This window comes from Rhodobacter lacus (assembly GCF_042683065.1).
GTDB lineage: Bacteria > Pseudomonadota > Alphaproteobacteria > Rhodobacterales > Rhodobacteraceae > Rhodobacter > Rhodobacter lacus.
On the sequence record NZ_JBHUIX010000011.1, the window covers coordinates 61,905 to 84,272 of the forward strand.

General features: G+C 65.6%; 22 protein-coding genes. 14 read left to right on the forward strand and 8 right to left on the reverse strand.

Annotated elements, in window-relative coordinates; genetic code table 11:
• Window positions 1–54 precede the first annotated feature (54 nt).
• Together ACFSM0_RS09880 and ACFSM0_RS09885 are read left to right on the forward strand one after the other, a co-directional pair.
• The gene (locus tag ACFSM0_RS09880; RefSeq protein WP_377389854.1) at window positions 55–660 is read left to right on the forward strand and encodes a nitroreductase family protein; all 606 of its coding nucleotides are present in this window, start codon (window positions 55–57) and stop codon (window positions 658–660) included.
• Window positions 657–1,346 carry an EI24 domain-containing protein gene (locus ACFSM0_RS09885; protein ID WP_377389856.1) on the forward strand — a complete coding sequence of 230 codons (690 nt, stop codon included), beginning with the start codon at window positions 657–659 and terminating at the stop codon, window positions 1,344–1,346. Before ACFSM0_RS09880 ends, ACFSM0_RS09885 begins: the two co-directional genes overlap by 4 nt.
• A gap of 21 nt (window positions 1,347–1,367) precedes the next feature.
• Here ACFSM0_RS09885 and mce read toward each other — a convergent pair whose 3' ends face one another.
• The gene (mce, locus tag ACFSM0_RS09890) at window positions 1,368–1,772 is read right to left on the reverse strand and encodes a methylmalonyl-CoA epimerase (protein WP_377389858.1); all 405 of its coding nucleotides are present in this window, start codon (window positions 1,770–1,772) and stop codon (window positions 1,368–1,370) included.
• Between the two features lie 141 nt (window positions 1,773–1,913).
• Between mce and ACFSM0_RS09895 the strand changes: the two genes are divergently transcribed.
• On the forward strand, window positions 1,914–2,624 hold the full coding sequence (locus ACFSM0_RS09895; protein ID WP_377389860.1) for a response regulator: 711 nt from the start codon (window positions 1,914–1,916) through the stop codon (window positions 2,622–2,624).
• A gap of 4 nt (window positions 2,625–2,628) precedes the next feature.
• Here the strand turns inward: ACFSM0_RS09895 and ACFSM0_RS09900 are convergent, their stop codons facing one another.
• Window positions 2,629–3,339, reverse strand: a complete 711-nt coding sequence (locus ACFSM0_RS09900) for a GNAT family N-acetyltransferase (RefSeq protein ID WP_377390570.1) — start codon at window positions 3,337–3,339, stop codon at window positions 2,629–2,631.
• 144 nt (window positions 3,340–3,483) lie between these two features.
• On the opposite strand from ACFSM0_RS09900, the gene ACFSM0_RS09905 reads away from it, so the two are divergent.
• Window positions 3,484–3,618 (forward strand): hypothetical protein, encoded by a 135-nt coding sequence (locus ACFSM0_RS09905; protein WP_377389862.1) that lies wholly within the window; start codon window positions 3,484–3,486, stop codon window positions 3,616–3,618.
• A gap of 6 nt (window positions 3,619–3,624) precedes the next feature.
• On the opposite strand, the gene ACFSM0_RS09910 is transcribed toward ACFSM0_RS09905, so the two are convergent.
• The 3 genes from ACFSM0_RS09910 to aspS form a co-directional block, all read right to left on the reverse strand.
• Window positions 3,625–4,815: a DUF1501 domain-containing protein gene (locus ACFSM0_RS09910; protein WP_377389864.1), complete on the reverse strand. Its 1,191-nt coding sequence runs from the start codon at window positions 4,813–4,815 to the stop codon at window positions 3,625–3,627.
• A 3-nt stretch (window positions 4,816–4,818) separates the two neighbouring features.
• Window positions 4,819–6,198, reverse strand: coding sequence for a DUF1800 domain-containing protein (locus ACFSM0_RS09915; RefSeq protein ID WP_377389866.1), 1,380 nt, complete (start codon window positions 6,196–6,198; stop codon window positions 4,819–4,821).
• Between the two features lie 96 nt (window positions 6,199–6,294).
• A complete protein-coding gene (aspS, locus tag ACFSM0_RS09920) occupies window positions 6,295–8,076 on the reverse strand; it encodes an aspartate--tRNA ligase (RefSeq protein WP_377389868.1) in 1,782 nt (593 codons plus the stop codon).
• Between the two features lie 233 nt (window positions 8,077–8,309).
• Between aspS and carB the strand changes: the two genes are divergently transcribed.
• Window positions 8,310–11,642, forward strand: coding sequence for a carbamoyl-phosphate synthase large subunit (gene carB, locus ACFSM0_RS09925; protein ID WP_377389870.1), 3,333 nt, complete (start codon window positions 8,310–8,312; stop codon window positions 11,640–11,642).
• Between the two features lie 56 nt (window positions 11,643–11,698).
• On the opposite strand, the gene ACFSM0_RS09930 is transcribed toward carB, so the two are convergent.
• Entirely contained in the window at window positions 11,699–11,830 is a 132-nt protein-coding gene (locus ACFSM0_RS09930) for a hypothetical protein (protein ID WP_377389872.1), read from the reverse strand.
• 41 nt (window positions 11,831–11,871) lie between these two features.
• Between ACFSM0_RS09930 and ACFSM0_RS09935 the strand changes: the two genes are divergently transcribed.
• From ACFSM0_RS09935 to ACFSM0_RS09955, 5 genes are all read left to right on the forward strand, one after another.
• Window positions 11,872–12,945, forward strand: coding sequence for an NAD(P)/FAD-dependent oxidoreductase (locus ACFSM0_RS09935; protein WP_377389874.1), 1,074 nt, complete (start codon window positions 11,872–11,874; stop codon window positions 12,943–12,945).
• 46 nt (window positions 12,946–12,991) lie between these two features.
• Window positions 12,992–13,342 (forward strand): carboxymuconolactone decarboxylase family protein, encoded by a 351-nt coding sequence (locus ACFSM0_RS09940; protein WP_377389875.1) that lies wholly within the window; start codon window positions 12,992–12,994, stop codon window positions 13,340–13,342.
• Window positions 13,343–13,414: 72 nt separating this feature from the next.
• Window positions 13,415–13,942, forward strand: a complete 528-nt coding sequence (locus tag ACFSM0_RS09945) for an EF-hand domain-containing protein (RefSeq protein WP_377389877.1) — start codon at window positions 13,415–13,417, stop codon at window positions 13,940–13,942.
• A gap of 61 nt (window positions 13,943–14,003) precedes the next feature.
• Window positions 14,004–14,837, forward strand: coding sequence for a GH25 family lysozyme (locus ACFSM0_RS09950; protein ID WP_377389879.1), 834 nt, complete (start codon window positions 14,004–14,006; stop codon window positions 14,835–14,837).
• Between the two features lie 146 nt (window positions 14,838–14,983).
• A complete protein-coding gene (locus tag ACFSM0_RS09955; protein WP_377389881.1) occupies window positions 14,984–15,286 on the forward strand; it encodes an Mpo1-like protein in 303 nt (100 codons plus the stop codon).
• Between the two features lie 47 nt (window positions 15,287–15,333).
• On the opposite strand, the gene ACFSM0_RS09960 is transcribed toward ACFSM0_RS09955, so the two are convergent.
• Window positions 15,334–17,835 carry a GcvT family protein gene (locus ACFSM0_RS09960; RefSeq protein WP_377389883.1) on the reverse strand — a complete coding sequence of 834 codons (2,502 nt, stop codon included), beginning with the start codon at window positions 17,833–17,835 and terminating at the stop codon, window positions 15,334–15,336.
• A gap of 216 nt (window positions 17,836–18,051) precedes the next feature.
• Between ACFSM0_RS09960 and ACFSM0_RS09965 the strand changes: the two genes are divergently transcribed.
• Both ACFSM0_RS09965 and ACFSM0_RS09970 read left to right on the forward strand, forming a co-directional pair.
• Complete coding sequence (locus ACFSM0_RS09965; protein ID WP_377389885.1) at window positions 18,052–18,825, forward strand: hypothetical protein; 774 nt, start codon at window positions 18,052–18,054, stop codon at window positions 18,823–18,825.
• Window positions 18,826–19,157: 332 nt separating this feature from the next.
• Window positions 19,158–19,601 (forward strand): hypothetical protein, encoded by a 444-nt coding sequence (locus ACFSM0_RS09970; protein WP_377389887.1) that lies wholly within the window; start codon window positions 19,158–19,160, stop codon window positions 19,599–19,601.
• 76 nt (window positions 19,602–19,677) lie between these two features.
• On the opposite strand, the gene ACFSM0_RS09975 is transcribed toward ACFSM0_RS09970, so the two are convergent.
• Window positions 19,678–20,664 (reverse strand): 2-hydroxyacid dehydrogenase, encoded by a 987-nt coding sequence (locus ACFSM0_RS09975; protein WP_377389889.1) that lies wholly within the window; start codon window positions 20,662–20,664, stop codon window positions 19,678–19,680.
• A gap of 87 nt (window positions 20,665–20,751) precedes the next feature.
• On the opposite strand from ACFSM0_RS09975, the gene ACFSM0_RS09980 reads away from it, so the two are divergent.
• Both ACFSM0_RS09980 and ACFSM0_RS09985 read left to right on the forward strand, forming a co-directional pair.
• The gene (locus tag ACFSM0_RS09980; RefSeq protein WP_377389891.1) at window positions 20,752–21,390 is read left to right on the forward strand and encodes an SH3 domain-containing protein; all 639 of its coding nucleotides are present in this window, start codon (window positions 20,752–20,754) and stop codon (window positions 21,388–21,390) included.
• Between the two features lie 78 nt (window positions 21,391–21,468).
• Entirely contained in the window at window positions 21,469–22,353 is an 885-nt protein-coding gene (locus ACFSM0_RS09985) for a cation diffusion facilitator family transporter (RefSeq protein WP_377389893.1), read from the forward strand.
• Window positions 22,354–22,368: the final 15 nt, after the last annotated feature.

Consider the following 22,368-nt stretch of genomic DNA (forward strand, 5'->3'; position numbering starts at 1 on the left):
CGCTTGCAATTGCCCCCTCCCCGCCCGATATCGAAAGCAATCAGGAGGATTGCGATGGATTTCCCCGCCGGCACGATCAACCCCGCAACGCGCCATGACGCGGCTTTGCGTTTTCTGGCCACCCGACGCTCGCGCCCGCCAAAGATGCTGGGCGCCCCCGCGCCCGACCGCACCGCGCTGCTCGAAATGCTGACCATCGCCGCCCGGGTCCCCGATCATGGCAAGCTCACGCCCTGGCGATTCGTGGTGCTTGAGAAACCCGCGCTCGAACGGCTGGCCGACGCGGCGGCGGTTTTTGCCGCCACGCATGGAATGGAGGATGAAGCCGCCGCCAAGGGGATCGGGCAATTCGCGCAAAGCCCGCTTTGCGTGGCGCTGATCGCCGCGCCGATCCCCGAAAACAAGGTGCCCGAGATCGAACAGACGCTCTCGACCGGCGCCGCGGGCATGCAGCTTCTCAACGCGGCGCTCGCCGCAGGCTGGGGCGCTTCATGGCTCACCGGCTGGGTCGCGCATGACCGCCGCTTTGCCGCGCCCGCCTATGGGCTCGGCGAACACGAATGGGTCGCGGGCCTGATCCATATCGGCACAGAGGCGAAGGCACCGCCCGAGCGCCCCCGGCCCGATCTCAACACCATCGTCACCTGGGTAGAGGCATGATTGTCGAGATCTTCCTGCGGGGCTGGGCAGACCTTGCCCGGCCCGGCGCGCTGAAAGTGCTGCTCAAAGGGATCGGGCTTGCGATCTTGCTTTTGTGCGCGATCTGGTTTGGCCTCTTTGAGCTGATCGGCTGGTTCGTGCCCGACACGATCACGCTGCCCTGGATCGGCGAGATCGGCTGGATCGACCCGGCGCTCTCGATCGCCTCCGTGGGCCTGATGCTGGTCGCCTCGGTGTTTTTGATGGTGCCGGTGGCCTCGGTCTTCACCGGCTTCTTTCTCGACGAGGTGGCGGAGGTGGTGGAGAGCGCGCATTACCCCGGCCTGCCGCCGGTGCGCGCGCTCACGCTGGCCGAAAGCCTTGGCGATACATTGCGCTTTTTTGGCGTGGTGCTTGCCGCCAACCTTGTCGCGCTGATCGCGTATTTCTTCGTTGGCCCGCTCGCGCCGCTGCTCTTTTACGCGCTCAACGGCTATCTGCTCGGGCGCGAATATTTCCAGATGGCGGCGGTGCGGCGGATGAGCCGGGCCGAGGTGGCAGAGCTTTACGGGCGCCACAAGGTTACAGTCTGGCTGGCGGGAGCGCTGATGGCGCTGCCGCTCACGGTGCCGGTGCTGAACCTTGCCGTCCCGGTGGTGGGGGCGGCGGCCTTTACCCACCTCTTTCATCGGCTGGCGCGGGGCTGAGGCCCCGCACCCGCCCCCGGCTCACACCTGCTCCAGCTCGATCAGGCAGCCGTTGAAATCCTTCGGGTGCAAAAACAGCACGGGTTTTCCATGCGCGCCGATCTTTGGCTCGCCGGTGCCCAGAACGCGCGCGCCCTCGGCCTTGAGCTTGTCGCGCGCGGCCAGAATGTCTTCGACCTCAAAGCACATGTGATGGATGCCGCCCGAGGGGTTCTTGTCGAGAAACCCCTGAATGGGCGAGTTTTCCCCCAGCGGGTAAAGCAGCTCGATCTTGGTGTTCGGCAGCTCGATGAAGACCACGGTCACCCCGTGATCGGGCTCGTCTTGCGGCGGGTTCACTTTTGCGCCGAGGGTATTTTGATATTGCGCCGCCGCCGCCGCGAGGTCGGGCACGGCAATGGCAACGTGGTTCAAACGTCCGATCATGGGGAGCCTCCATTTGCTTTTTCCGGCATAGGGGCGCAGAAATAACCTTGCAAGCCTGCCTTTCCCTGTTTGCGTTAACCCTTCGTTAGTCAAACTTGCCCTTAATGAAGAGTATAGCGATTCCTGCGCCAAGGTGACGCAATGACAGACGATCTCAGCCAATTCCTTGCTTCCCGCCCCGTTTCGGCGGAACGCCCGCTTCTGGGCCTGACCGTGCTTCTGGTGGAAGACAGCCGTTTTGCCTCCGAGGCCGTGCGGCTTCTGTGCCTGCGATCGGGCGCGCGAATCCGACGCGCGGATTGCCTGCGCTCGGCGCATCGGCATCTCGCCACCTATCGCCCCGGCGTGGTGATCGTCGACATGGGCCTGCCCGATGGCTCGGGGGCCGATCTTATCCGCCAGATCAAGCTGGCCGGCCCCGGTGCTCCGGCGGTGCTGGGGCTCTCGGGCGATCCGGGGATGGAGGGCGAGGCCCTTGCCGCCGGGGCTGATGCCTTCATGCCCAAACCGCTTGAATCTCTGGCCATGTTCCAGCAGGCGGTGCTTTCGGTTCTGCCCGAGGCAGAGCGCCCGGCGGGGCTGCGCGTGGTGACGGACGAGATGATTTCGCCCGACCCGCTCGCCTTGCGCGACGATCTGAGCCATGTGGCCGAGGTGCTCTTGGCGGCGCAAGATCCCGATGCGCTCGGCTATGTTGCGCATTTCCTGACCGGGATCGCGCGTTCCTCCCATGACGAGGGCCTTGAGACAGCGGCCGAGCTCTTGCGCGGCAAGGCCGGCCCCAGTTCCGAGGATCTGACCCGCGTTTCGGGCATTTTGCAGCAACGCCTTGCCGCAGCCTCGGGGTTCTGAGCCGTCAGAGCCGTGCCAGAACCGGGTCAGAGGTCACGCGCACCAGCCGCGTGAGATCTGAGAGCCGTTCCTTCTGGCGCCCCTCGGCGTCGAAATTCGCGGGCTTGAGCCACTCGGCATAGGCCGCCTCAAGGCTCGGCCAGTCGCCATCCGTGGCGGCAAACCATGCCGTGTCACGGTTGCGCCCCTTCACAATCGTGGCCTGCCGGAATGTGCCCTCATAGCTCAACCCAAGCCGCTCGGCGGCGCGCCGAGAGGGGATGTTGAGCGCATCGCATTTCCACTCGAAACGCCGATACCCGGCGCGAAAGGCCCATGAAATCATCAAGATCATCGCTTCGGTCGCCGCGGTCGAGCGCGACAGCCGCGGTGCAAGGTTGATATGCCCAAGCTCGATCACCCCCACCTCCGGCGTGATCCGCAGGTAGGACATCACGCCCGAGGCGAGCCCGGTCTCTGCCTCGACCACCGCATAAAACAGCGGGTCGCGGCTCGCCGCCATATCGGCCACCCAGCGGATGTAGCCCGCCTCGGAGGGGAAGGGCCCATAGGGCAGGTAATCCCAGATCGCGTCATCCTCGGCATAAGCGCGATAAAGCGCATCGGCGTGGCGCTCGGTCAGCCGCTCCAGCCGGCACCATTGCCCGACCATCTCCACCGCATCTGGAAACCGTGGCGCCTGCCACTCCGTCATCGCTGCGCCAAAACGCTTCAACGCCATGATTTCCTCTTCTGTTTTGTGAAGCGTAGCGCGGCGCGCGCAAGCGCGCAATTGCCCAGCAAAGGGACCAATGCTTCCGCTTTCCCGCCGCAATTGCGGGCCAGGGTGTCCCTGTCCCCTTCTGCCAGAGGAGTGCCGATGAAAGCTCATGCCCTGCGCCTGATGACGAACGAGCGCCTGATCGAAGCCACGCATTGGACCGTGTTCAGCCTGGGGGCGCTGAGCCTTGCCGTCGCCGTGGGCGGCACGGCCTGGGCCGCTTTTTTCGCCTGAGCCCGCTCAGGCCAGAAAGCCCGGGTCGGCCCCCATCTCAAGCCCGGGGAAGACGGCCCCCTCAATGGTGCTGCGCGAGGCACCAAAAAGCCCCGCCAGCGCCCAACCGGCATAAGCGCGGATATCGGCCGTCGGCATCAGGTCGCGCCCGGCATAAAGCGCCGCATCGTCAAGCCCCGGCCACCGGCCATGCACTTTCGCGCCCTTGAGCGCGCCCCCCGCCATCACCATCGCCCCGCCCGTGCCGTGATCGGTGCCACGCGAGCCGTTTTGCCGCGCGGTGCGGCCAAATTCCGTCATCGCCAGCACCAAAGTCTCATGCCAGACCGGCCCAAGCCCGGCCTTCAGCGCCCCGATCATGGCCGAAAGCTGCGCCGCCGGGGCGCGAATCGCGGCTTCCTGCGCGCGGTGCGTATCCCAGCCATTGAGCGAAAACGCGGCGATGCGCGCCTCCCCCCGCAGCCGCTCGGCGGCAAAGGCCGCAAGCCCCTGCGCCTCGCGCGTGCCCGCGCCCCCCGTCTGCGGCGCCATCGCCATCGGCCCGACAGGTGATCCGGTGATCTCAAGCGCGGCGGCGGCGGCCTCGTGAAACAGCGGATCGCCGCGATAGATCTCCTCCAGCAACCGTCGCCCCTGCGAAGACAGCACGAGTTTGGCCTCGGGCGTCCATGCAAGGGTCGGCGCGGGGCCGGAGAGCAGTTTCAGCTCTTCGACGCCGATCGAATAGGCCGTCTCGGCCCGCGCCCCCGGCATCTGTTGCAACAGCCGGTTCAGCCAGCCATCGCGCACCATTGCCAGCGGCACATCCATGCCGGTGCCCGCCTCAAGCATATCCTGCCCGTCAAAATGGCTGCGCTTGTCGCGGTAGGGCGTGGAGACGGCATGCGCAAAGGCAAGCTCGCCAGCGTTCCAAAGCGGCATCAGCTCTCCCAGGGCCGGGTGAAGCGCAAAAAAGCCGTCAAGATCCGTCGCCCCCGCCTCGGGGCCAATCGGAAAATCAGGGCGCAGGCTGCGCAGGCGTGGGTCTCCATAGGGCTGGACGATATCGAGCCCGTCCATCGCGCCGCGCAAAATGATGACAACGAGCCGCCGCTCGCCCGGCGCCGCGGCGAAGGTGACGGAGGAGAGAAGCGGATGGGCGGCGGCAGAGCATCCGGCGAGTGCGGCACCTTGCAGGAAGAAACGACGGCTGAGCATGGGTCACCTCCGCATGAATTCGGCCGAGGCGAGCACCAGCGCCGCCGCTTCGGGCTTGGATTCCGCGCGCGGCACGGCGCGCGCGAGATCGGGGCCGAGCCGGTCGCCCAGCGCCTGTTGCGCAAAGGCGACGGGGTCGGCAACAGGCGCCGCAAAGCGTTGCGGGGCGGCCAGCGCCCAGCTTACCCGCGCGGCAAGCTGTTGCGGCGAGATCCAGTCCGCCGCCGCCTCGGGCCAACCGTTCGGCCCCGGCGCGGCGCGCCAGCTTTGCCCCATCGCCCGCATCGGCAGATAGGCCCCGCGCCGCACTTCAGCCTGCGGCAGCGCCATCACCGCCGCGCCGTCCAGCCCCAGGGCACGCAGCCCCGTTGCCACATAGTCAAAGGGTTGGCGGATCTTTTCAAACTGCGGCAAAAGCGCTGCGGGATGGGTCAGGAGCACGCGATAGACCGGCATCAGCTCCGCCCCCGAGGCGTGATAGGCCTCCGCCATCGCCGCGATCAGGCCCGGATCGGGGTCGGGGCCCACAAAATGCACCGCCAGCTTGCGCGCCAGATGCTGCGCCGTATCGGGGTGGAGCGCGAGCGCATCGAGCACCTTGTAGATATCGTCCAGCTGCGCCGGATCGCCACCGTAGCTCTGCCCCAACACCTGCTCGGCACCGGGCTCGGCCAGATCGGGGGCGAAGAACAATCCCGCCTCATTCACCCGCAGCCCGGTGAACAGCTCGGCAAGCTCACGCACATCCGTTTGCGTATAGCGCCCGTCCACGCCCAGCGTGTGCAGCTCCATCACCTCGCGCGCGAGGTTCTCGTTCAGCCCCAGCCCGCGGTCGGGGCGTTTTTTCGCGCGCCGCGAATTGGGGCCAAAGCTCGTCACCTGATCGAGATAGATCAGCATCATCGGATGGGTTTCGGCGGTGCGCAGCAGGTCGCGGAAATTGCCGCACAGATGGGGGCGCAAGGCCTCGGCATGGGCACAGGCGAGCGGCCCCTCTTGGCGGCGCTTGCTGCGCACGGTGAAATGATCGCGCCAGAACGCCCAGAGCCTTTCGCGCATGCCCGCCGCATCCTCGACCGCGCGAGCCAGCGCGCCTTGCAGGCTTTCGATCCGCACCTGATCGCCAAGGCGGCGATGCGCCACAAAGGCCGCCTCTGCGGCGACCGGATCGGCGGGCATGCTGCGCGGGCTCGCGGCCTTTTTCAGCGCATGAAAGCGCTCTGCATAGGCCAGCGCCGCCGGGGTGGAGAGCCCGGGCCAGCGCTGCGCCAACCGATCAGGCGCGCGCAACGCGGCAAGGATCGCCTCGGCATCCGCAGGGGCGGGCCGCCCCGGCGCCGGGCCAAAGCCAAAGCGCACCTGAGCCAATTGAGCAAACCGCATCGGCACCTCCCCCGAAACGCCAAAGACAGGATAGCCGAAAACCAAGGGGCGCCGATCAAGATCGACGCCCCTCGCTTCATATTGATGTGAAGAGGCTCAGGCCTCTTTCGGCAGCACCCGCAGGCGCAGCTCACGCAGTTGCTCGTTGGTCGGCTCCGAGGGCGCGCCCATCATCAGATCTTCGGCGCGCTGGTTCATCGGGAACATGATCACTTCGCGGATGTTGGCGGTGTCGGCCAAAAGCATCACGATCCGGTCGATCCCCGCCGCACAGCCGCCGTGGGGCGGCGCGCCATAGCGGAACGCCTTGACCATGCCGCCGAAACGTTTTTCCACTTCTTCCTTCGGGTAGCCCGCCAGCTCGAAGGCCTTGAACATGATGTCGGGGCGGTGGTTGCGGATGCCGCCCGAGACCAGTTCATAACCGTTGCAGGCAAGGTCATATTGATAGGCATAGACGCTGAGCGGGTCGCCCATCAGCGCTTCGAGCCCGCCTTGCGGCATCGAGAACGGGTTGTGCGAAAAGTCGATCTTGCCGTCGTCGGTTTTCTCATACATCGGGAAATCGACGATCCAGCAGAACCGGAAGCTGTCGGTCTCGGTGAGCCCCAGCTCGCGGCCGATCTCGTTGCGCGCCTTGCCGGCGACCGCTTCGAACTGCTCGGCCTTGCCGCCCAGGAAGAACACCGCATCGCCCTCGCCAAGCGAAAGCTGGCTGCGGATCGCCTCGGTGCGCTCCGGCCCGAGGGCTTTCGCGATCGGGCCCGCGGCTTCCATCGCGCCCGCCTCGCCCTTGCGCCAGAAGATATAGCCCATCCCCGGCAGGCCATTGGCTTGCGCGAAGGCATTCATCCGGTCGCAGAACTTGCGGCTTCCGCCCGTCGGCGCCGGGATCGCGCGCACCTCGGTGCCGTCGTTTTCCAAAAGTTTCGCAAAGATCGCAAAGCCCGAATCGCGGAAGTGTTCGCTCACATCGGCCATCTTGATCGGGTTGCGCAGGTCGGGCTTGTCGGAGCCATACCACATCAGCGCATCGCGATAGGCAATGAGCGGCCAGTCGGCATCCACGCGCTTGCCGCCGCCGAATTCCTCAAACAGGCCCTGAATGACGGGCTGCACCGCGGCGAACACATCTTCCTGCTTCACGAAGCTCATCTCGATGTCGAGCTGGTAGAAGTCGGTGGGCGAGCGGTCGGCGCGCGGGTCTTCATCGCGGAAGCAGGGCGCGATCTGGAAGTAGCGGTCGAAGCCCGCCACCATGATCAGCTGCTTGAACTGCTGCGGCGCCTGCGGCAGCGCGTAGAACTTGCCCGGATGGAGCCGCGAGGGCACAAGAAAGTCGCGCGCCCCCTCGGGGCTCGATGCCGTGATGATCGGGGTCTGGTATTCGGTGAAGCCCTTGTCCCACATCCGGTTGCGCAAGGACCGCACCACGTTCGAGCGCAGCAACATGTTGTTGTGCAGGCTCTCGCGGCGCAGATCGAGGAAGCGGTAGGTGAGGCGGGTTTCTTCCGGGTATTCCGGCTCGCCGAAGACCTGCACCGGCAGATCGCCCTCAACCGCGCCGAGCACCTCGACGTCGCGGACATAGACCTCGATCTCGCCGGTCGGGATCTTCGCGTTGATCAGGCTCTCGTCGCGGCGCTTCACCGTGCCGTCGATGCGGATCACCCATTCGGCGCGCACTTTTTCAAGCGCGGCAAAGGCGGGGCTGTCACCGTCGCACAGAACCTGCGTGATGCCATAATGGTCGCGCAGGTCGATGAAGAGCACGCCGCCGTGGTCACGCACCCGGTGCACCCAGCCGGACAGACGAACATCCTCGCCCGCATTGGCGGCGCTGAGGGCGGCACAGGTATGGCTGCGATAGGCGTGCATTATTCTCCCCTTTCGACGGGCTTTGTCTGGCGCCCGATCAACAGCGAAGGCGGAGCAAAGTCAAGCGCAAGGCGCCCCGTTCACCGGATTGCGCGAAGCCGGGCGCACAGGAGAATGGCGCGAGAGCCGCAATCGCGCTTGCGCCGCGCCGTGTCCTGACTATAACCCCCATCAATTTGCGCACCGGCCCCCGGCTGGTGCCTTTTGTCGCGCCATATGCCTAGGGGGTCCCCATGCCGAAGAGAACAGACATCAAGTCCATCCTCATCATCGGCGCGGGGCCCATCATCATCGGGCAGGCGTGCGAATTCGACTATTCGGGCGCGCAAGCCTGCAAGGCCCTGCGTGAAGAAGGCTACCGCGTCATCCTCGTCAACTCCAACCCGGCGACGATCATGACCGACCCGGAGATGGCCGACGCGACCTATATCGAGCCGATCACCCCCGAAGTGGTGGCCAAGATCATCGAGAAAGAGCGCCCCGACGCGCTTTTACCCACGATGGGCGGGCAGACCGGGCTCAACACCTCGCTGGCGCTCGCCGACATGGGCGTGCTCGAAAAATTCGGCGTCGAGCTGATCGGGGCGAACCGCGCCGCCATCGAGATGGCCGAAGACCGCAAACTGTTCCGCGAAGCGATGGACCGGATCGGGCTCGAAAACCCGAAAGCCACAATCATCACCGCGCCGAAGCTTGAAAACGGCAAATATGACGTCAATGCCGGGGTGCGGCAGGCGCTGATCGAGCTGGAGCACATCGGCCTGCCCGCGATCATCCGCCCCGCCTTCACGCTGGGCGGCACCGGCGGCGGCGTGGCTTACAACCGCGACGATTACGAGGCGATCTGCCGCTCGGGCCTTGATGCCTCTCCGGTGGCGCAGATCCTCGTTGATGAAAGCCTGCTCGGCTGGAAAGAATTCGAGATGGAGGTTGTCCGCGACAAGGCGGATAACGCGATCATCGTCTGCTCGATCGAAAACGTCGATCCGATGGGCGTGCACACGGGCGATTCGATCACCGTCGCCCCGGCGCTCACGCTCACCGACAAGGAATATCAGATCATGCGCAACGGCTCGATTGCCGTTTTGCGCGAGATCGGTGTCGAAACCGGCGGCTCGAACGTGCAATGGGCGATCAACCCGGCCGACGGGCGCATGGTGGTGATCGAGATGAACCCGCGGGTGTCGCGCTCTTCCGCGCTGGCCTCCAAGGCCACGGGCTTCCCGATTGCGAAGATCGCCGCGAAGCTTGCGGTGGGCTACACGCTTGACGAGCTTGACAACGACATCACCAAGGTCACGCCCGCCTCTTTCGAGCCCACCATCGACTATGTGGTGACGAAGATCCCGCGCTTCGCCTTTGAAAAATTCCCCGGCTCCAAGCCCGAACTCACCACCGCGATGAAATCGGTGGGCGAGGCGATGGCGATTGGCCGGACCTTCCACGAATCGGTGCAAAAGGCGCTCGCCTCGCTCGAAACCGGGCTTTCGGGCTTTGACGAGATCACCATCGAGGGTGCGCCCGAGAAATCGGCGGTGATCAAGGCGATCTCGCGCCAGACGCCGGACCGGCTGCGGCTCATTGCGCAGGCGATGCGGCACGGGCTGAGTGATGACGAGATCATCGCCGCGACCGCCTTTGATCCGTGGTTCCTCGCCCGCATTCGCGAGATCATCGAGGCCGAGGCCGCGATCCGCAAAAACGGCCTGCCGCTTGATGAGGCCGGGCTGCGCGCGCTCAAGATGCTCGGCTTCACCGATGCCCGCCTTGCCAAGCTCACCGGCCGCGACGAGGCGCAGGTGCGCCGGGCGCGGCGCAACCTTGGCGTGAAGGCGGTGTTCAAGCGCATCGACACCTGTGCCGCCGAGTTCGAGGCGCAAACGCCCTACATGTATTCGACCTATGAGGCCCCGGCGATGGGCGATGTCGAATGCGAGGCGCGGCCCTCCGAGCGCAAGAAAGTGGTGATCCTCGGCGGCGGTCCGAACCGGATCGGCCAAGGGATCGAGTTTGACTATTGCTGCTGTCATGCCTGTTTCGCGCTCACCAAGGCGGGCTACGAGACGATCATGATCAACTGCAACCCCGAGACCGTCTCGACCGACTATGACACCTCGGACCGGCTTTATTTTGAACCGCTGACGCTCGAAAGCGTGCTCGAGATCCTGCGCGTCGAGCAGGAAAATGGCACGCTTCATGGCGTGATCGTGCAGTTCGGCGGCCAGACGCCGCTCAAACTGGCGAATGCGCTCGAAGCGGAGGGGATTCCGATCCTCGGCACTACCCCCGATGCGATCGACCTTGCCGAAGACCGCGAGCGGTTCCAGAAACTGCTCAACGATCTGGAGCTGAAACAGCCGGTGAACGGCATCGCAAGCTCGGATGCCGAGGCCTTCGAGATCGCGGGCCGCGTCGGCTACCCGCTGGTGATCCGCCCCTCCTATGTGCTCGGCGGGCGCGCGATGGAGATCGTGCGCGATCTCGACCAGCTCAAGCGCTACATCACCACCGCGGTGAGCGTTTCGGGCGACAGCCCGGTGCTGCTCGACAGCTATCTCTCCGGCGCGATCGAGGTGGATGTCGATGCGCTCTCGGACGGCAAGACCGTGCATGTGGCGGGCATCATGCAGCACATCGAAGAGGCGGGCGTCCATTCGGGCGACAGTGCCTGTTCGCTGCCGCCCTATACGCTCTCGGCCGAAACCGTGGCGGAACTCAAAGCGCAGACCGTGAAAATGGCGCTGGCGCTTGGCGTTGTTGGCCTGATGAACGTGCAATATGCGATCAAGGACGGCGTGATCTATGTGCTGGAGGTGAACCCGCGCGCCTCGCGCACCGTGCCCTTCGTTGCCAAGGCCACCGATTCGGCGATTGCCTCGATTGCGGCGCGGCTGATGGCGGGCGAGCCGATGTCTGCCTTCCCGCAGCGCGCCCCCTACCCCGAGGGCGTGGGCCCGGAAACGCCGCTGCCCTTCGCCGATCCGCTCACGCTCGCCGATCCGAACACGCCATGGTTCTCGGTCAAGGAGGCGGTGCTGCCCTTTGCCCGCTTCCCCGGCGTTGACACGCTGCTCGGGCCGGAAATGCGCTCGACGGGCGAGGTGATGGGCTGGGACCGCAACTTCCCGCGCGCCTTCCTGAAAGCGCAGCTTGGTGCGGGCACGCATCTGCCCGAAAGCGGCCGGGTGTTCCTCTCGATCAAGGATTCCGACAAGTCGGATGAGCTGGCGGGCGCCGCGCGCGATCTCATTGCCATGGGCTTTTCCCTTGTCGCCACCCGCGGCACCGCCGCGTGGCTGAAGGAGAAGGGCATCGACGCCGAGATCGTGAACAAGGTCTATGAGGGCCGCCCGAACATCGTCGACCGGCTGAAAAACGGCGATATCGGGCTGGTGATGAACACCACCGAGGGCAATCAGGCGATCTCCGACAGCCGCGAGATCCGCGCCGTCGCGCTTTACGACAAGATCCCCTATTTCACCACCGCCGCCGCCTCCATCGCTGCCGTCGCCGCGATGAAGAGCCGCGCCGAAGGGGAAATCGACGTGCGCCCGCTGCAGGCCTGAGGCCCTCACAAACCAGCTTTCCAAAGATGGCGCGCCCCCGGGCGCGCCGTTTTCATTCAGATGAACGGAACAAGCGGCACGCTGTCACCACAAGCGCTCACCAGCAGCACCAGACCGAAAACCAGCACGAGTTTCATCGCAGCCTCCTGTGTTGTCAGAAGTCTACGCCCGCCGCGCAGTTGCAGCAATCGCCCTTCCCTTCCCGAAACGGCGGGACTAGCTTGCCGCCATGCAAAGCGATTTTCTCATTCTCGGCGGCGGTATCGCGGGGCTTTCCGCCGCGGCGAAGCTCGCCCCCCTCGGCGCCCTGACGCTGCTCGAAGCCGAAGACCATCTGGCCTATCACGCCTCTGCCCGCTCGGCCGCGCTTTATGAGCCGCGCTACGGCAACCCCGCCGTGGTCGCGCTTTCCGAAGCCTCGGGCGACTTTTACCACGGCTCGGGCCTGCTCACGCCGCGCGGCATCCTGATTGTCGACGGGCCCGAGCATGGCGCACGCTTTCGTGCCCAGCTCACGGGTTTCGGCCTCACCGAGCTGACGATCACAGAGGCGCGCGCGCTGTGCCCGATCCTGAACCCCGAGACGGTGGCGTTTGCAGGCCATGCCGCCCATGCCTGGGATATCGACACCAATGCGCTGGTGCAGCGCGCGGCGCGCGAGGCCCGCGCGGCAGGCGCGGTGATCCGCACGAGGGCGCGCGCCAGCCGCATCAGCCGCACCGCGTCAGGCTGGGAGGTCGAGGCGGGCGGCGAGGTGTTCACCACGAAGCTCCTGATCAATGCTGCGGGCGCCTGGGTCGATGAGGTGGCGAAACTCGCCGGCATCGCGCCGCTGGGCTTCACGCCGCTGCGCCGCTCGATGGCGCGCATCCCCGCGCCTGCGGGCGCGGATGTGCGCGCCTGGCCGATGGTGATCGGCGGCGCCGAGGATTGGTACATGAAGCCCGATGCGGGCGCGCTGATCGTCTCCCCCGCCGAGGAAGACCCGATGCCGCCGCATGACGCCTTTGCCGATGACATGGTGCTGGCCGAGGGGCTCGCGCGCTACGAGGCCGCTGTGACCGAACCTGTCACCCGGCTTCTGGCCAGCTGGGCCGGCTTGCGCACCTTCGCGCCCGACCGCGCCCCGGTGATTGGCTTTGATCCGCGCGAGCGCGGCTTTTTCTGGCTGGCGGGACAAGGTGGCTACGGCTTCCAGAGCGCCCCCGCCGCCGCGGCTTTGGTGGCGGACCTCATTGCCGGGCGCCCCCCGGCACTTGCGCGCGACACGCTCGCCGCCCTCGCTCCAACCCGTTTTGATTGACATTCCTGGTTCTGAATATATCAGGGATGCCAGAAGGAGACCTCCCATGAGCTACAAACAAAAGATGGAAGACCAACGCGCCGAGCTGCGCGTGATGAGCAAGGCGATCCCGGATGCGATGCGCGGCTTTGGCGCGATGGAAAAGGCGATCACCGAAAACGGCGTGCTCGACAAAAAGCAAAAAGAATGGCTCGCCGTGGCGATGGGCATCGTGATCCGCTGCGAGCCCTGCGTGAACTTTCATGTCTCGGCGCTGATGCGCGCGGGCGGCACCCGCGAGGAGCTTTCGGACATCTGCGCCGTGGCAATCCAGATGGGCGGCGGCCCGGCCATGATGTATGCCGCCCATGCGCTCGCCTGCTGGGACGAGCTGGCCGCAGACGCGCCGCAAGGCTGAGCCCTTTTGCGGCGCGCGACGGAAGTGGCGCGCCGCTGCGTTCATCTGACATCCTCAATGATGGAGCGTCCGATGAAACGCCTTACGATCCTTTCTGCCGCCTTTCTCGTGATCGCCGGCACCGCGGCAGCCCCGGCTCAAACCGGCTTTGGCACCGCTTCGGGGGCGCGCCAACCCGCACAGATGGCGCAGAATTTCATGGCCATGTGGGATCTTGACGGAGACGGCAAGGTGACCCGCGCCGAAGCGCGCGCGCATCGCGGTGATCTGTTTGCGATGTTTGACAGCGACGGAGATGGCAGCTTTTCGGCGGAAGAGATCGCCGGCATCGGCGATTTCCGCACCGCGCAATGGGAGGCCAATGGCGCAGGCCCGGGCGCGCAGCGCGGCGCAGCGATGCAGGGGCGCGGGCAGGGCCAGCGCGGGCAGGGCATGATGGCGCAACAGGGCGCGCGGCGGCAGATGGCAAGGCTCGACAGCAACCGGGACAACCGGATCTCGCAAGCCGAATTCGTCGCGGGCACCGATGCCTGGTTTGCGATGCGCGACCGCAACGGCGACGGCGCGCTCACGGTGGCCGATTTCGGCCCGCGCCGCTGAACCGCCCCGTGACAGATCTGCGCATTTGCGCCACCTTGCCGCAAACAGGCAGGGGGCAGAGATGCGGATCAGAACGATTCTCACCATGGGGGCAATATGCGCGGGGCTTGCGGCCTGCGGCGGCGGGCACAAGCCAGGTCCAGTGCGCACGCAACTGATGGCGCCCGAAGCGCTGGCCGTGGAGGATCACCGCGCCGCGGGCCTGCCCCGCCAGTTCGGCGATGCCAAACCGCATGCGTGGGACGGGATCACCCCCGCGCATTATGCGGTGCACGGGCTCGACGCGGCGCGCTATCAAGGCGCGATCAACTGGCCAGAGGCGCGCGCGGCCGGGATCTCCTTTGCCTGGCTGAAGGCGACCGAGGGCGGCGATCACGTTGACCCGGGGTTTGAGCGCAACGCCCCCGCCGCACGGGCCGCGGGGGTGCGCGTGGGCGCCTATCACTTCTATTATTTCTGCCGTTCCGCCGCCGATCAGGCGAAATGGTTCATCGAGCGGGTGCCAAAACATGCGGGCGACCTGCCGCCGGTGCTCGACATCGAGTGGAACCACACCTCCCCCACCTGCCAGTTGCGCCCGCCTGCAGAAAAGGTGCGCGCGGAGATGCGGGTCTTTCTCGACCTGCTTGAGCGCCATTACGGCACGCGGCCCGTCGTTTATACCGACCCGGCCTTTTATGCCGACAACGGGCTCGGGCGGATGCCGGGCGTCGAATTCTGGCTGCGCTCCGTCAGCGCGCATCCCTCCGAACGCTATCCGGGCGAATACTGGAGCTTCTGGCAATATACCGGCACCGGGGTCGTGCCCGGCGTTGGCGGCACGGTCGATCTGAATGCCTTCGCGGGCTCGCGCCAAAGCTGGGAGGCTTGGCTTTCCGCGCGCGCACAGCCCTGATCGCCGCGGCCTGGAGCCCGGGCAAACGGCCAGGCAAACGCGGGCGGGGGAAGCGACGTCATCTGCGCATGCGATTGCCCGGGCCGGGCCCTTCCCCTTAGCCTGCAAGCGGGCGAAGGGGAGCCGCCCGGCACAGGGAGGTGCACATGATGAAAGGTCGCAGCTGGGACGAATGGATCGCCCAGTACAAGCTCAGCCACCAGAACCGCTGGAACCAGATCACCCATATGTTCGGGATCCCGTTGATCGGGATCTCGCTCGTGCTCGCGCCCGGCCTGCTGCTCGCTCCGGGGCTCTGGCCTTGGGTCGCGGCGCTTTTCCTGCTCGGCTGGCTGCTGCAGTTCATCGGCCATGCGATCGAGGGCAAACCGCCGGAATTCTTCAGTGACTGGCGGTTTCTCTTCGTGGGCACGCGCTGGTGGTTGCGCAAGGTCACGGGCCGGCTCTGAAACCGAAAGGCCCCGCGCAAGGCGGGGCCGTTCTTGGTTGCGCCAAATCAGCCGTCGATACGGATGCGCGCGTTCGTCGGGTCATGCGGGCTGTCTTCCGCCACCACCGCATCCCATTCCTGAAGCTGCATCTTCACCTTGAGCTTGGTGCCCACCTCGGCGAGGTCGGGGCGCACATAGCCCATGCCGATCTGCTTGCCGAAGGCGACCGACCACCCGCCCGAGGTCAGACGGCCAACCTTTTCGCCATTGGCGATGATCGCTTCCTTGCCCCAGGGGTCCGAGTTTTCCGGCCCGTCGATCAGCAGCGTCACGCATTTCGCGCGGATGCCGGTGTCGAGCATCGCCTGCTTGCCGCGGAACTCCTTGCCCAGATCGATGAAGCGGTCGAGACCGGCCTCCATCGGCGTCGCATCGCGGCCAAGCTCGTTGCCGAAGGCGCGGTAGCTCTTTTCCTGACGCAGCCAGTTCTGGGCGCGGGCGCCAACGGGCTTGAGCCCGTGCTTCTCACCCACCGACCAGATCAGATCCCAGAGGTAGCGGCCAAATTCGACCGGGAAGTGAAGCTCCCAACCAAGCTCGCCCGTATAGGCCACGCGCACCGCACGCACCGGGCACATGCCCAGTTCGATGTCACGGTAGCTCAGCCACGGGAAGCGCTTGTTGGAAAGCACGGTTTCGGGCGCTGCGTCCTTGACGAGGTCATTGAGCAGCGCGCGCGCGGTGGGGCCCGCCAGCGCATAGACGCCCCATTGCGTCGTGACATCGTGGATGTCGATATGCCCGCCACCCGCCGCCATGAAGTCTTCCGCCGATTTGATCAGGAAATCAGCGTCATAGGCGGTCCATGCACCGGCCGAGATCAGGTAGTATTCGTTCTCGGCAAGCCGCACGATGGTATATTCGGTGCGCGTCGTGCCGGCATCGGTGAGCGCATAGGTGAGGTTGATGCGCCCCACCTTGGGCAGCTTGTTGCAGGTGAAATGGTCGAGGAAGGCGGTCGCGCCGGGGCCACGCACGAGGTGCTTGGTGAAGGCGGAAGCGTCGATGATGCCGCAGGTGGCGCGCACGGCCTCGGCCTCGGCCTTGGCATATTGCCACCACGCCCCGCGCAGGAAGCTGCGGGACTTGTGGTCGAAATCGGCGGGCGCATCGACGGGGCCGTAATAGTTCGGGCGTTCCCAGCCGTTCACCTGCCCCATTTGCGCGCCCAGCGCGAGCTGGCGGTCATAGGCGGGCGCGGTGCGCAGGGGCCGGCAGGCTTCGCGTTCCTCATCGGGGTGGTGCAGGATGAAGACGTGCTCGTAGCATTCCTCGTTCTTGCGCGCGGCATATTCGGTGGTCATCCAGGAGCCGTAGCGTTTCGGGTCGAGCGAGGCCATGTCAATCTCGGCTTCGCCCTCGACCATCATCTGCGCGAGATAATAGCCGGTGCCGCCCGCGGCGGTGATGCCAAACGAGAAGCCCTCGGCCAGCCACATGTTGCGCAGCCCCGGCGCCGGGCCAACGAGCGGGTTGCCATCGGGCGTGTAGCAGATCGGGCCGTTGAAATCGTCTTTCAGACCCACGGTTTCCGAGGTCGGCAGACGGTGGATCATCGACATGTATTCGGTCTCGATGCGTTCGAGATCGAGCGGGAAGAGGTCGGCACGGAAGGTTTCCGGCACGTCATACAGGAAGCGCGCGGGGGCGTTGCGCTCATAGGGGCCGAGGATCCAGCCGCCACGCTCTTCGCGCACATACCATTTGGCATCGGAATCACGCAGCACCGGGTGCTCGGGGTTGCCTTCGGCGCGCCATTTGACAAGCGCCGGATCGGGCTCGGTGACAATGAACTGGTGCTCGACCGGGATCGCCGGGATCTTGATGCCCAGAAGCCGGGCGGTGCGCTGCGCGTGGTTGCCCGTCGCCGTCACCACATGTTCGGCATGCACATCGACCAGCTCGCCCGAGCCGACAAGGTTGCCGCCCTTCTCGATCATCTTTTCAAGCGTGACGACCCATTCCGAGCCGGTCCAGCGATAGGCGTTGACCTGCAGCTTGCGCACGATCTCAACGCCGCGCTGACGCGCGCCCTTCGCCATCGCCTGCGTCACGTCGGCGGGGTTGATGTAGCCATCCTGCGGGTGGAACAGCGCGCCCTTCAGATCGTCTGAGTACATCAGCGGCCAGCGCTCTTTCATCTGCGCGGGCGTGAGGAACTCGTGATAGACGCCGGCGGTCTCGGCCACGCTCGAATAGAGCTTGTATTCGTCCATCCGCTCATCGGTCTGCGCCATGCGCAGGTTGCCGCAGATCGAGAAGCCGGCATTGAGCCCGGTTTCCGCCTCGAGCGTCTTGTAAAAGTCGACCGAGTATTTGTGGATATGCGTGGTGGCGTAGCCCATGTTGAAGAGCGGCAGCAGGCCAGCGGCGTGCCAGGTCGAGCCCGAAGTCAGCTCGTCGCGCTCCACCTGCATCACCTCCCAGCCGGCCTTGGCGAGGTGATAGGCCACCGAACAGCCGACGGCACCGCCACCGACGACAAGGGCTTTGACATGGGTTTTCATCGGACTCTCCTGAAGGGGGTTTTCCCCGTTTTGGCAGGTTGGCCGCGGTTCGGACAAGCATGCCCGACCTTTGCGGGCAAAAAGCGACATTGTGCGCAGCCGTGATCTTTCCCGGCGCCGAACCAGTGCAAGGTTTACCAATTCTTAAGCTTTGGCGTGAATCGGCGGCCCGGGCGCGGTAGATACAATTTGATACAACTTCCGGTGAGTCTCGCCATGTCTATTCTCGGCTATGTGTCAGCGCTTTTGCAGCTTTTCCTGTCGAGCCAGTTTCATGGCGGGCCGCACCGCTCTCCGGCCAGTTCTGCGCAACAGGACACCCCCCGGACCTCCAGCCAGCACGCCGCGCCAAGCCCCGCGCCCAGCCCGCAAACAGAGGGGCTGGGCCAACAGGGGCTGGTGATCGAATCGGCGCTCGCCGCGCAAAGCGGGCTCAACACGGGCGCCTCTCTGCACGGCCAGCCAGCCGGGGCGGGCACCGGCAACGCCGCGGGGACGCAAACCGGGGCGCAGCCGGTCGGAGCCTCCGCCAACGCCGGAAATGCTGTGCCGCCCAATGCAGCGTCTTCCGCCGCCAAAGGGCTTGAGGTCGCGGCCTCAAAAACAACGAATGCCACTGCGCAATCGGTTCTGGAGGCGCTGTTGCACCGGCTCGCCACTGCGGCCGCGGAAGATCGGAACGTTTCCGCGGCGGATCTCGATGCGGTGTTCTCTGTCGGGCAAGACGATGAGGAAGCGCAAGCCCGCCACGCCGCGGAACTGCGCGTCGCGGCAACCCGGCGCGAAGCGATTCTGGATCGGGTGAGTGCCGCCGCCGACAGCCGCACCACAGCGCAAACCGATCACGACCCCGCCCGCAGCGATGTGATGAAAACCCTCATCGCGCAAATGACCGCGATTGGCGCGAGCCAGGGGGCCTATTCAACGATGTCCTTCGCCGCGATCGGGCTCGAAGCGCAGCGCGGCCAACGCATACGGATCGCACTCTGAGACCGATGCCTCTGCCCCGGCGCCCACAATTTACCAACTCGAAAGCTCTGGCGTGAAGCAACGCTCGATTCGCGATATAGATAGGTTGGAATATCAGCCAACGCTTGAATAGCGAGTTCGCCATGCCCCTCGATGGACCCCTTTCCAGCTCTTCCACCGGCGCTTCGGTGAGCCCGGTTGCGGCGCGCCGTCCTGCGGCCCCCACAGCCGTGACGGCAGGCGGCACCTCCGCAGCGCGCGACGGCGGCGCGACGCCGCAAAACCAAAACTTTTCCAGGGATGTTGCGCGCACCGGACGCGCTTTGCCGACGAATGCGGCCGCAGAAACGCTGGTGCGTGCCGCCGCCGAAACCCAAACGCAAAAGACCGGCGCCTTGTCGATGAGCCGCGAGATCGGCGCCGCGAATGCTGCGGAGATGAAGCAGCGCGATCCGACCCCGATCGAGCAACTGCGCAAGCAACAGGCCGGCGGCGAACCGGGCACCACCGTCACCGAACTCACCAACATGATTGCGCAAACGAACGAACCGGGCCAGGTAGACCTGTCGAAAAGCCGCCCCGATGTCACCGATCAGCTGGAAAAACAGCGCAGCATCACCGAACAGAGCATCGCTGCGGCGCATGCGGAGATGGAGGCCAATTCCGGCCCCAATCTGGCGCAAAAAATGGAGCAGCGCCTGGCCGAGGCCAATGCCGAGACCCGCTATTCCAGCGCATCTCTGGCGGTCGTGAGTGCGCAAAGGCAAGGCGGCGCCGCCCTGCAGGTGCGGATGTAAACGGCTGAAAACTTAGGAAATGAAACCGGCGGCCCCGCGCGGGACCGCCGGTTTCATTTTTGGTCAGGGCCAGGCGTCACAAAACGCCCGGCACCACCAGATCCGGCGGGCGGTGGCCGTCGGCGAAGGTCTTGATATTGAGGATCACCTTTTCGCCCATCTCAAGCCGCCCCTCGATCGTGGCCGAGCCCATATGCGGCAAAAGCACGACATTGGGGAGCTGGCGCAGATCCGGGTTGAAGGCCGCGCCATGCTCGAACACATCAAGCCCGGCCCCCGCCAGTTCGCCCGCCTTGAGCGCGCGGGTGAGCGCATTCTCGTCGATCACCTCCCCGCGCGAGGTGTTCACGATCACCGCCGTGGGCTTCATCAGCTTGAGGCGGCGCGCATTGAGCAGGTGGAACGTGGCGGGCGTATGCGGGCAGTTGACGGAAATGACATCCATCCGCGCCACCATCTGATCGAGGCTTTCCCAGTAGGTCGCGTGCAGGTCCGCCTCGGTTTCCGGGCGCAGCCGACGGCGGTTATGGTAGTGGATCTGCATGCCGAAGGCCGCCGCGCGCCGCGCCACCGCCTGACCGATCCGCCCCATGCCGATGATGCCAAGCCGGCGCCCGCCAATGCGCCCGCCAAGAAGCGCGGTGGGGGAAAAGCCCGTCCACTCGCCCCGGCTCATCATCGCAAGCCCCTCGGGAATGCGCCGCGTCACGCCGAGAATGAGTGACATCACCATATCGGCGGTATCTTCCGTCACCACGCCGGGCGTGTTCGAGACCAGCACATTGCGCGAGCGCGCCGAGGCCACGTCGACATGGTCGATCCCGGCGCCGAAATTGGCGATCAGCCGCAGCCGCTCGCCCGCCTGCGCCAGCATGTTGGCGTCGATATGGTCGCACAGCGTCGGCACCAGAACATCGGCGTCGCGCATCGCCGCAACCAGCTCCTCGCGGCTCATCGGCGCGTCGCTCTCGCGCAGGGTGACGTCAAACAGTTCCTTCATCCGGGTCTCGACCCGTTCGGGCAACCGTCGCGTCACGACAACACTTAGCCGCGGTGCGGGCATGCTTGGCTCTCCTCTCTTCCAATGCATCTGGCTTGGGTGCAAATTGACCGTCAAAGAGGCAAGTTACAAGGCCCGGAGAGAGCAGAAATGACGCTTTTAGAGATGTTGGCGCAATTTTCTTGCGCGCCTGTGGCGCGACTGCGCCGTCATGCCACGCCCCTGCACGGCTTTTCAGCATTGCTGCATGCGGGGATCGTCGTGGCGCTGATCGGCGTCGCGCCGCTTGCGGCACAGGAACTGGAGGACGATCCGCCGCTGAGCGAGACCGAGCGCACCGTGGCACTGAGCACGCAAAGCGGGCGCGGTCCGGTGACAAACCTGCCGCTGCCGCGGTTTGTCTCGCTCAAGGGCTCGGACGGCAACGCGCGCCGCGGCCCCTCGCTGTCGCACCGTATCGACTGGGTGTTCAAACATGCCGGCATGCCGTTGCGAGTCACCGCTGAATTCGGCCATTGGCGCCGTGTGGAAGACCGCGATGGCGCGGGTGGCTGGGTCCATTATGCGCTGCTCTCCGGGGTGCGCACCGTCATTGTCGAGGATGACATGACCGAGCTTCATGCCCGTGCCGATGCCACCTCTGCCGTTGTGGCGCTGGCCGAGATGGGGGCAATTGCGAAGCTTGGCGATTGCACCCGCGACTGGTGCGAGATTACCGCCGAAAGCGCCGATGGCTGGGTGCCAAAAGAGAAGATCTGGGGCGTGGATGCCGATGAGATCCGGGACTGATCCACGCGCGCGCAAACGCGCGTGACGGCGGGGCGCCGATCGGTTACGCAAAGGCCCTTCCCTCTCCCCGAGTCGCCCATGCCCTACGATCCACAAACGCAAAAGCTCAACATCTCTGCCGGGCTTGCCTCGGTTTCGGTGGCGGGCACGCTGGTGCTGATCAAGCTCTGGGCCCTTTGGGCCACCGGCGCGCTTTCCATCGCGGCTTCGCTGGCCGATTCGGCGATGGATCTCCTGATCTCTGCCGCTGGCCTTGCCGCCATTCTCTATGCCGCCCGCCCCGCCGATGAAGACCATGCCTTCGGCCATACCTCGGTCGAAGACCTCGCCTCGCTCGGTCAGGCGATCTTCGTGGCCGCTTCGGGCGGCGCGATCCTCTGGGCGGCACTTGCGCGCCTCTTCGCCCCCGAGGCCCCGCAACTCGCCGATGAGGGGGCCGGCATCGCGGTGATGATCGGCTCGGCGGCGCTCACCGCCATGCTGGTGCTGTGGCAAAAACGCGTTGCCGCGAAAACCGGCAACAAGGTCGTTTCCGCCGACATGCTGCATTATATCGGCGACCTGATCCCGACCCTTGGCGCGATCCTCGCGCTGTGGCTCTCGGCGCGCTTCGACCTGGCGCGGGCCGACAGCGTGATCGCGATCCTTGCTGCGCTGATCATGCTGCGCGGTGCCGCCAAGATCTTCATCGCAAGCTGGCACGCGCTGATGGATCGCGCCGCGCCCGAAGCGGTGGTGCGCTCGATTGCCGAAATCGCCGAGATCTGGCCCGGGGTGCGCGGCTTTCATGACCTCAGGACCCGCACCGCGGGCGCCAAGATCTTCGTGCAACTGCATATCGAGCTTGATGGCGCGCAAACGCTTGAGGCCGCCCATGCGATTGCCAAGAGCCTCAAGCGTGCGATCCTCGATGCCCATCCACAAGCGGATGTGATCATCCACATGGATGTCTGGCAAAGCTGAAACGGAACCCTCCTC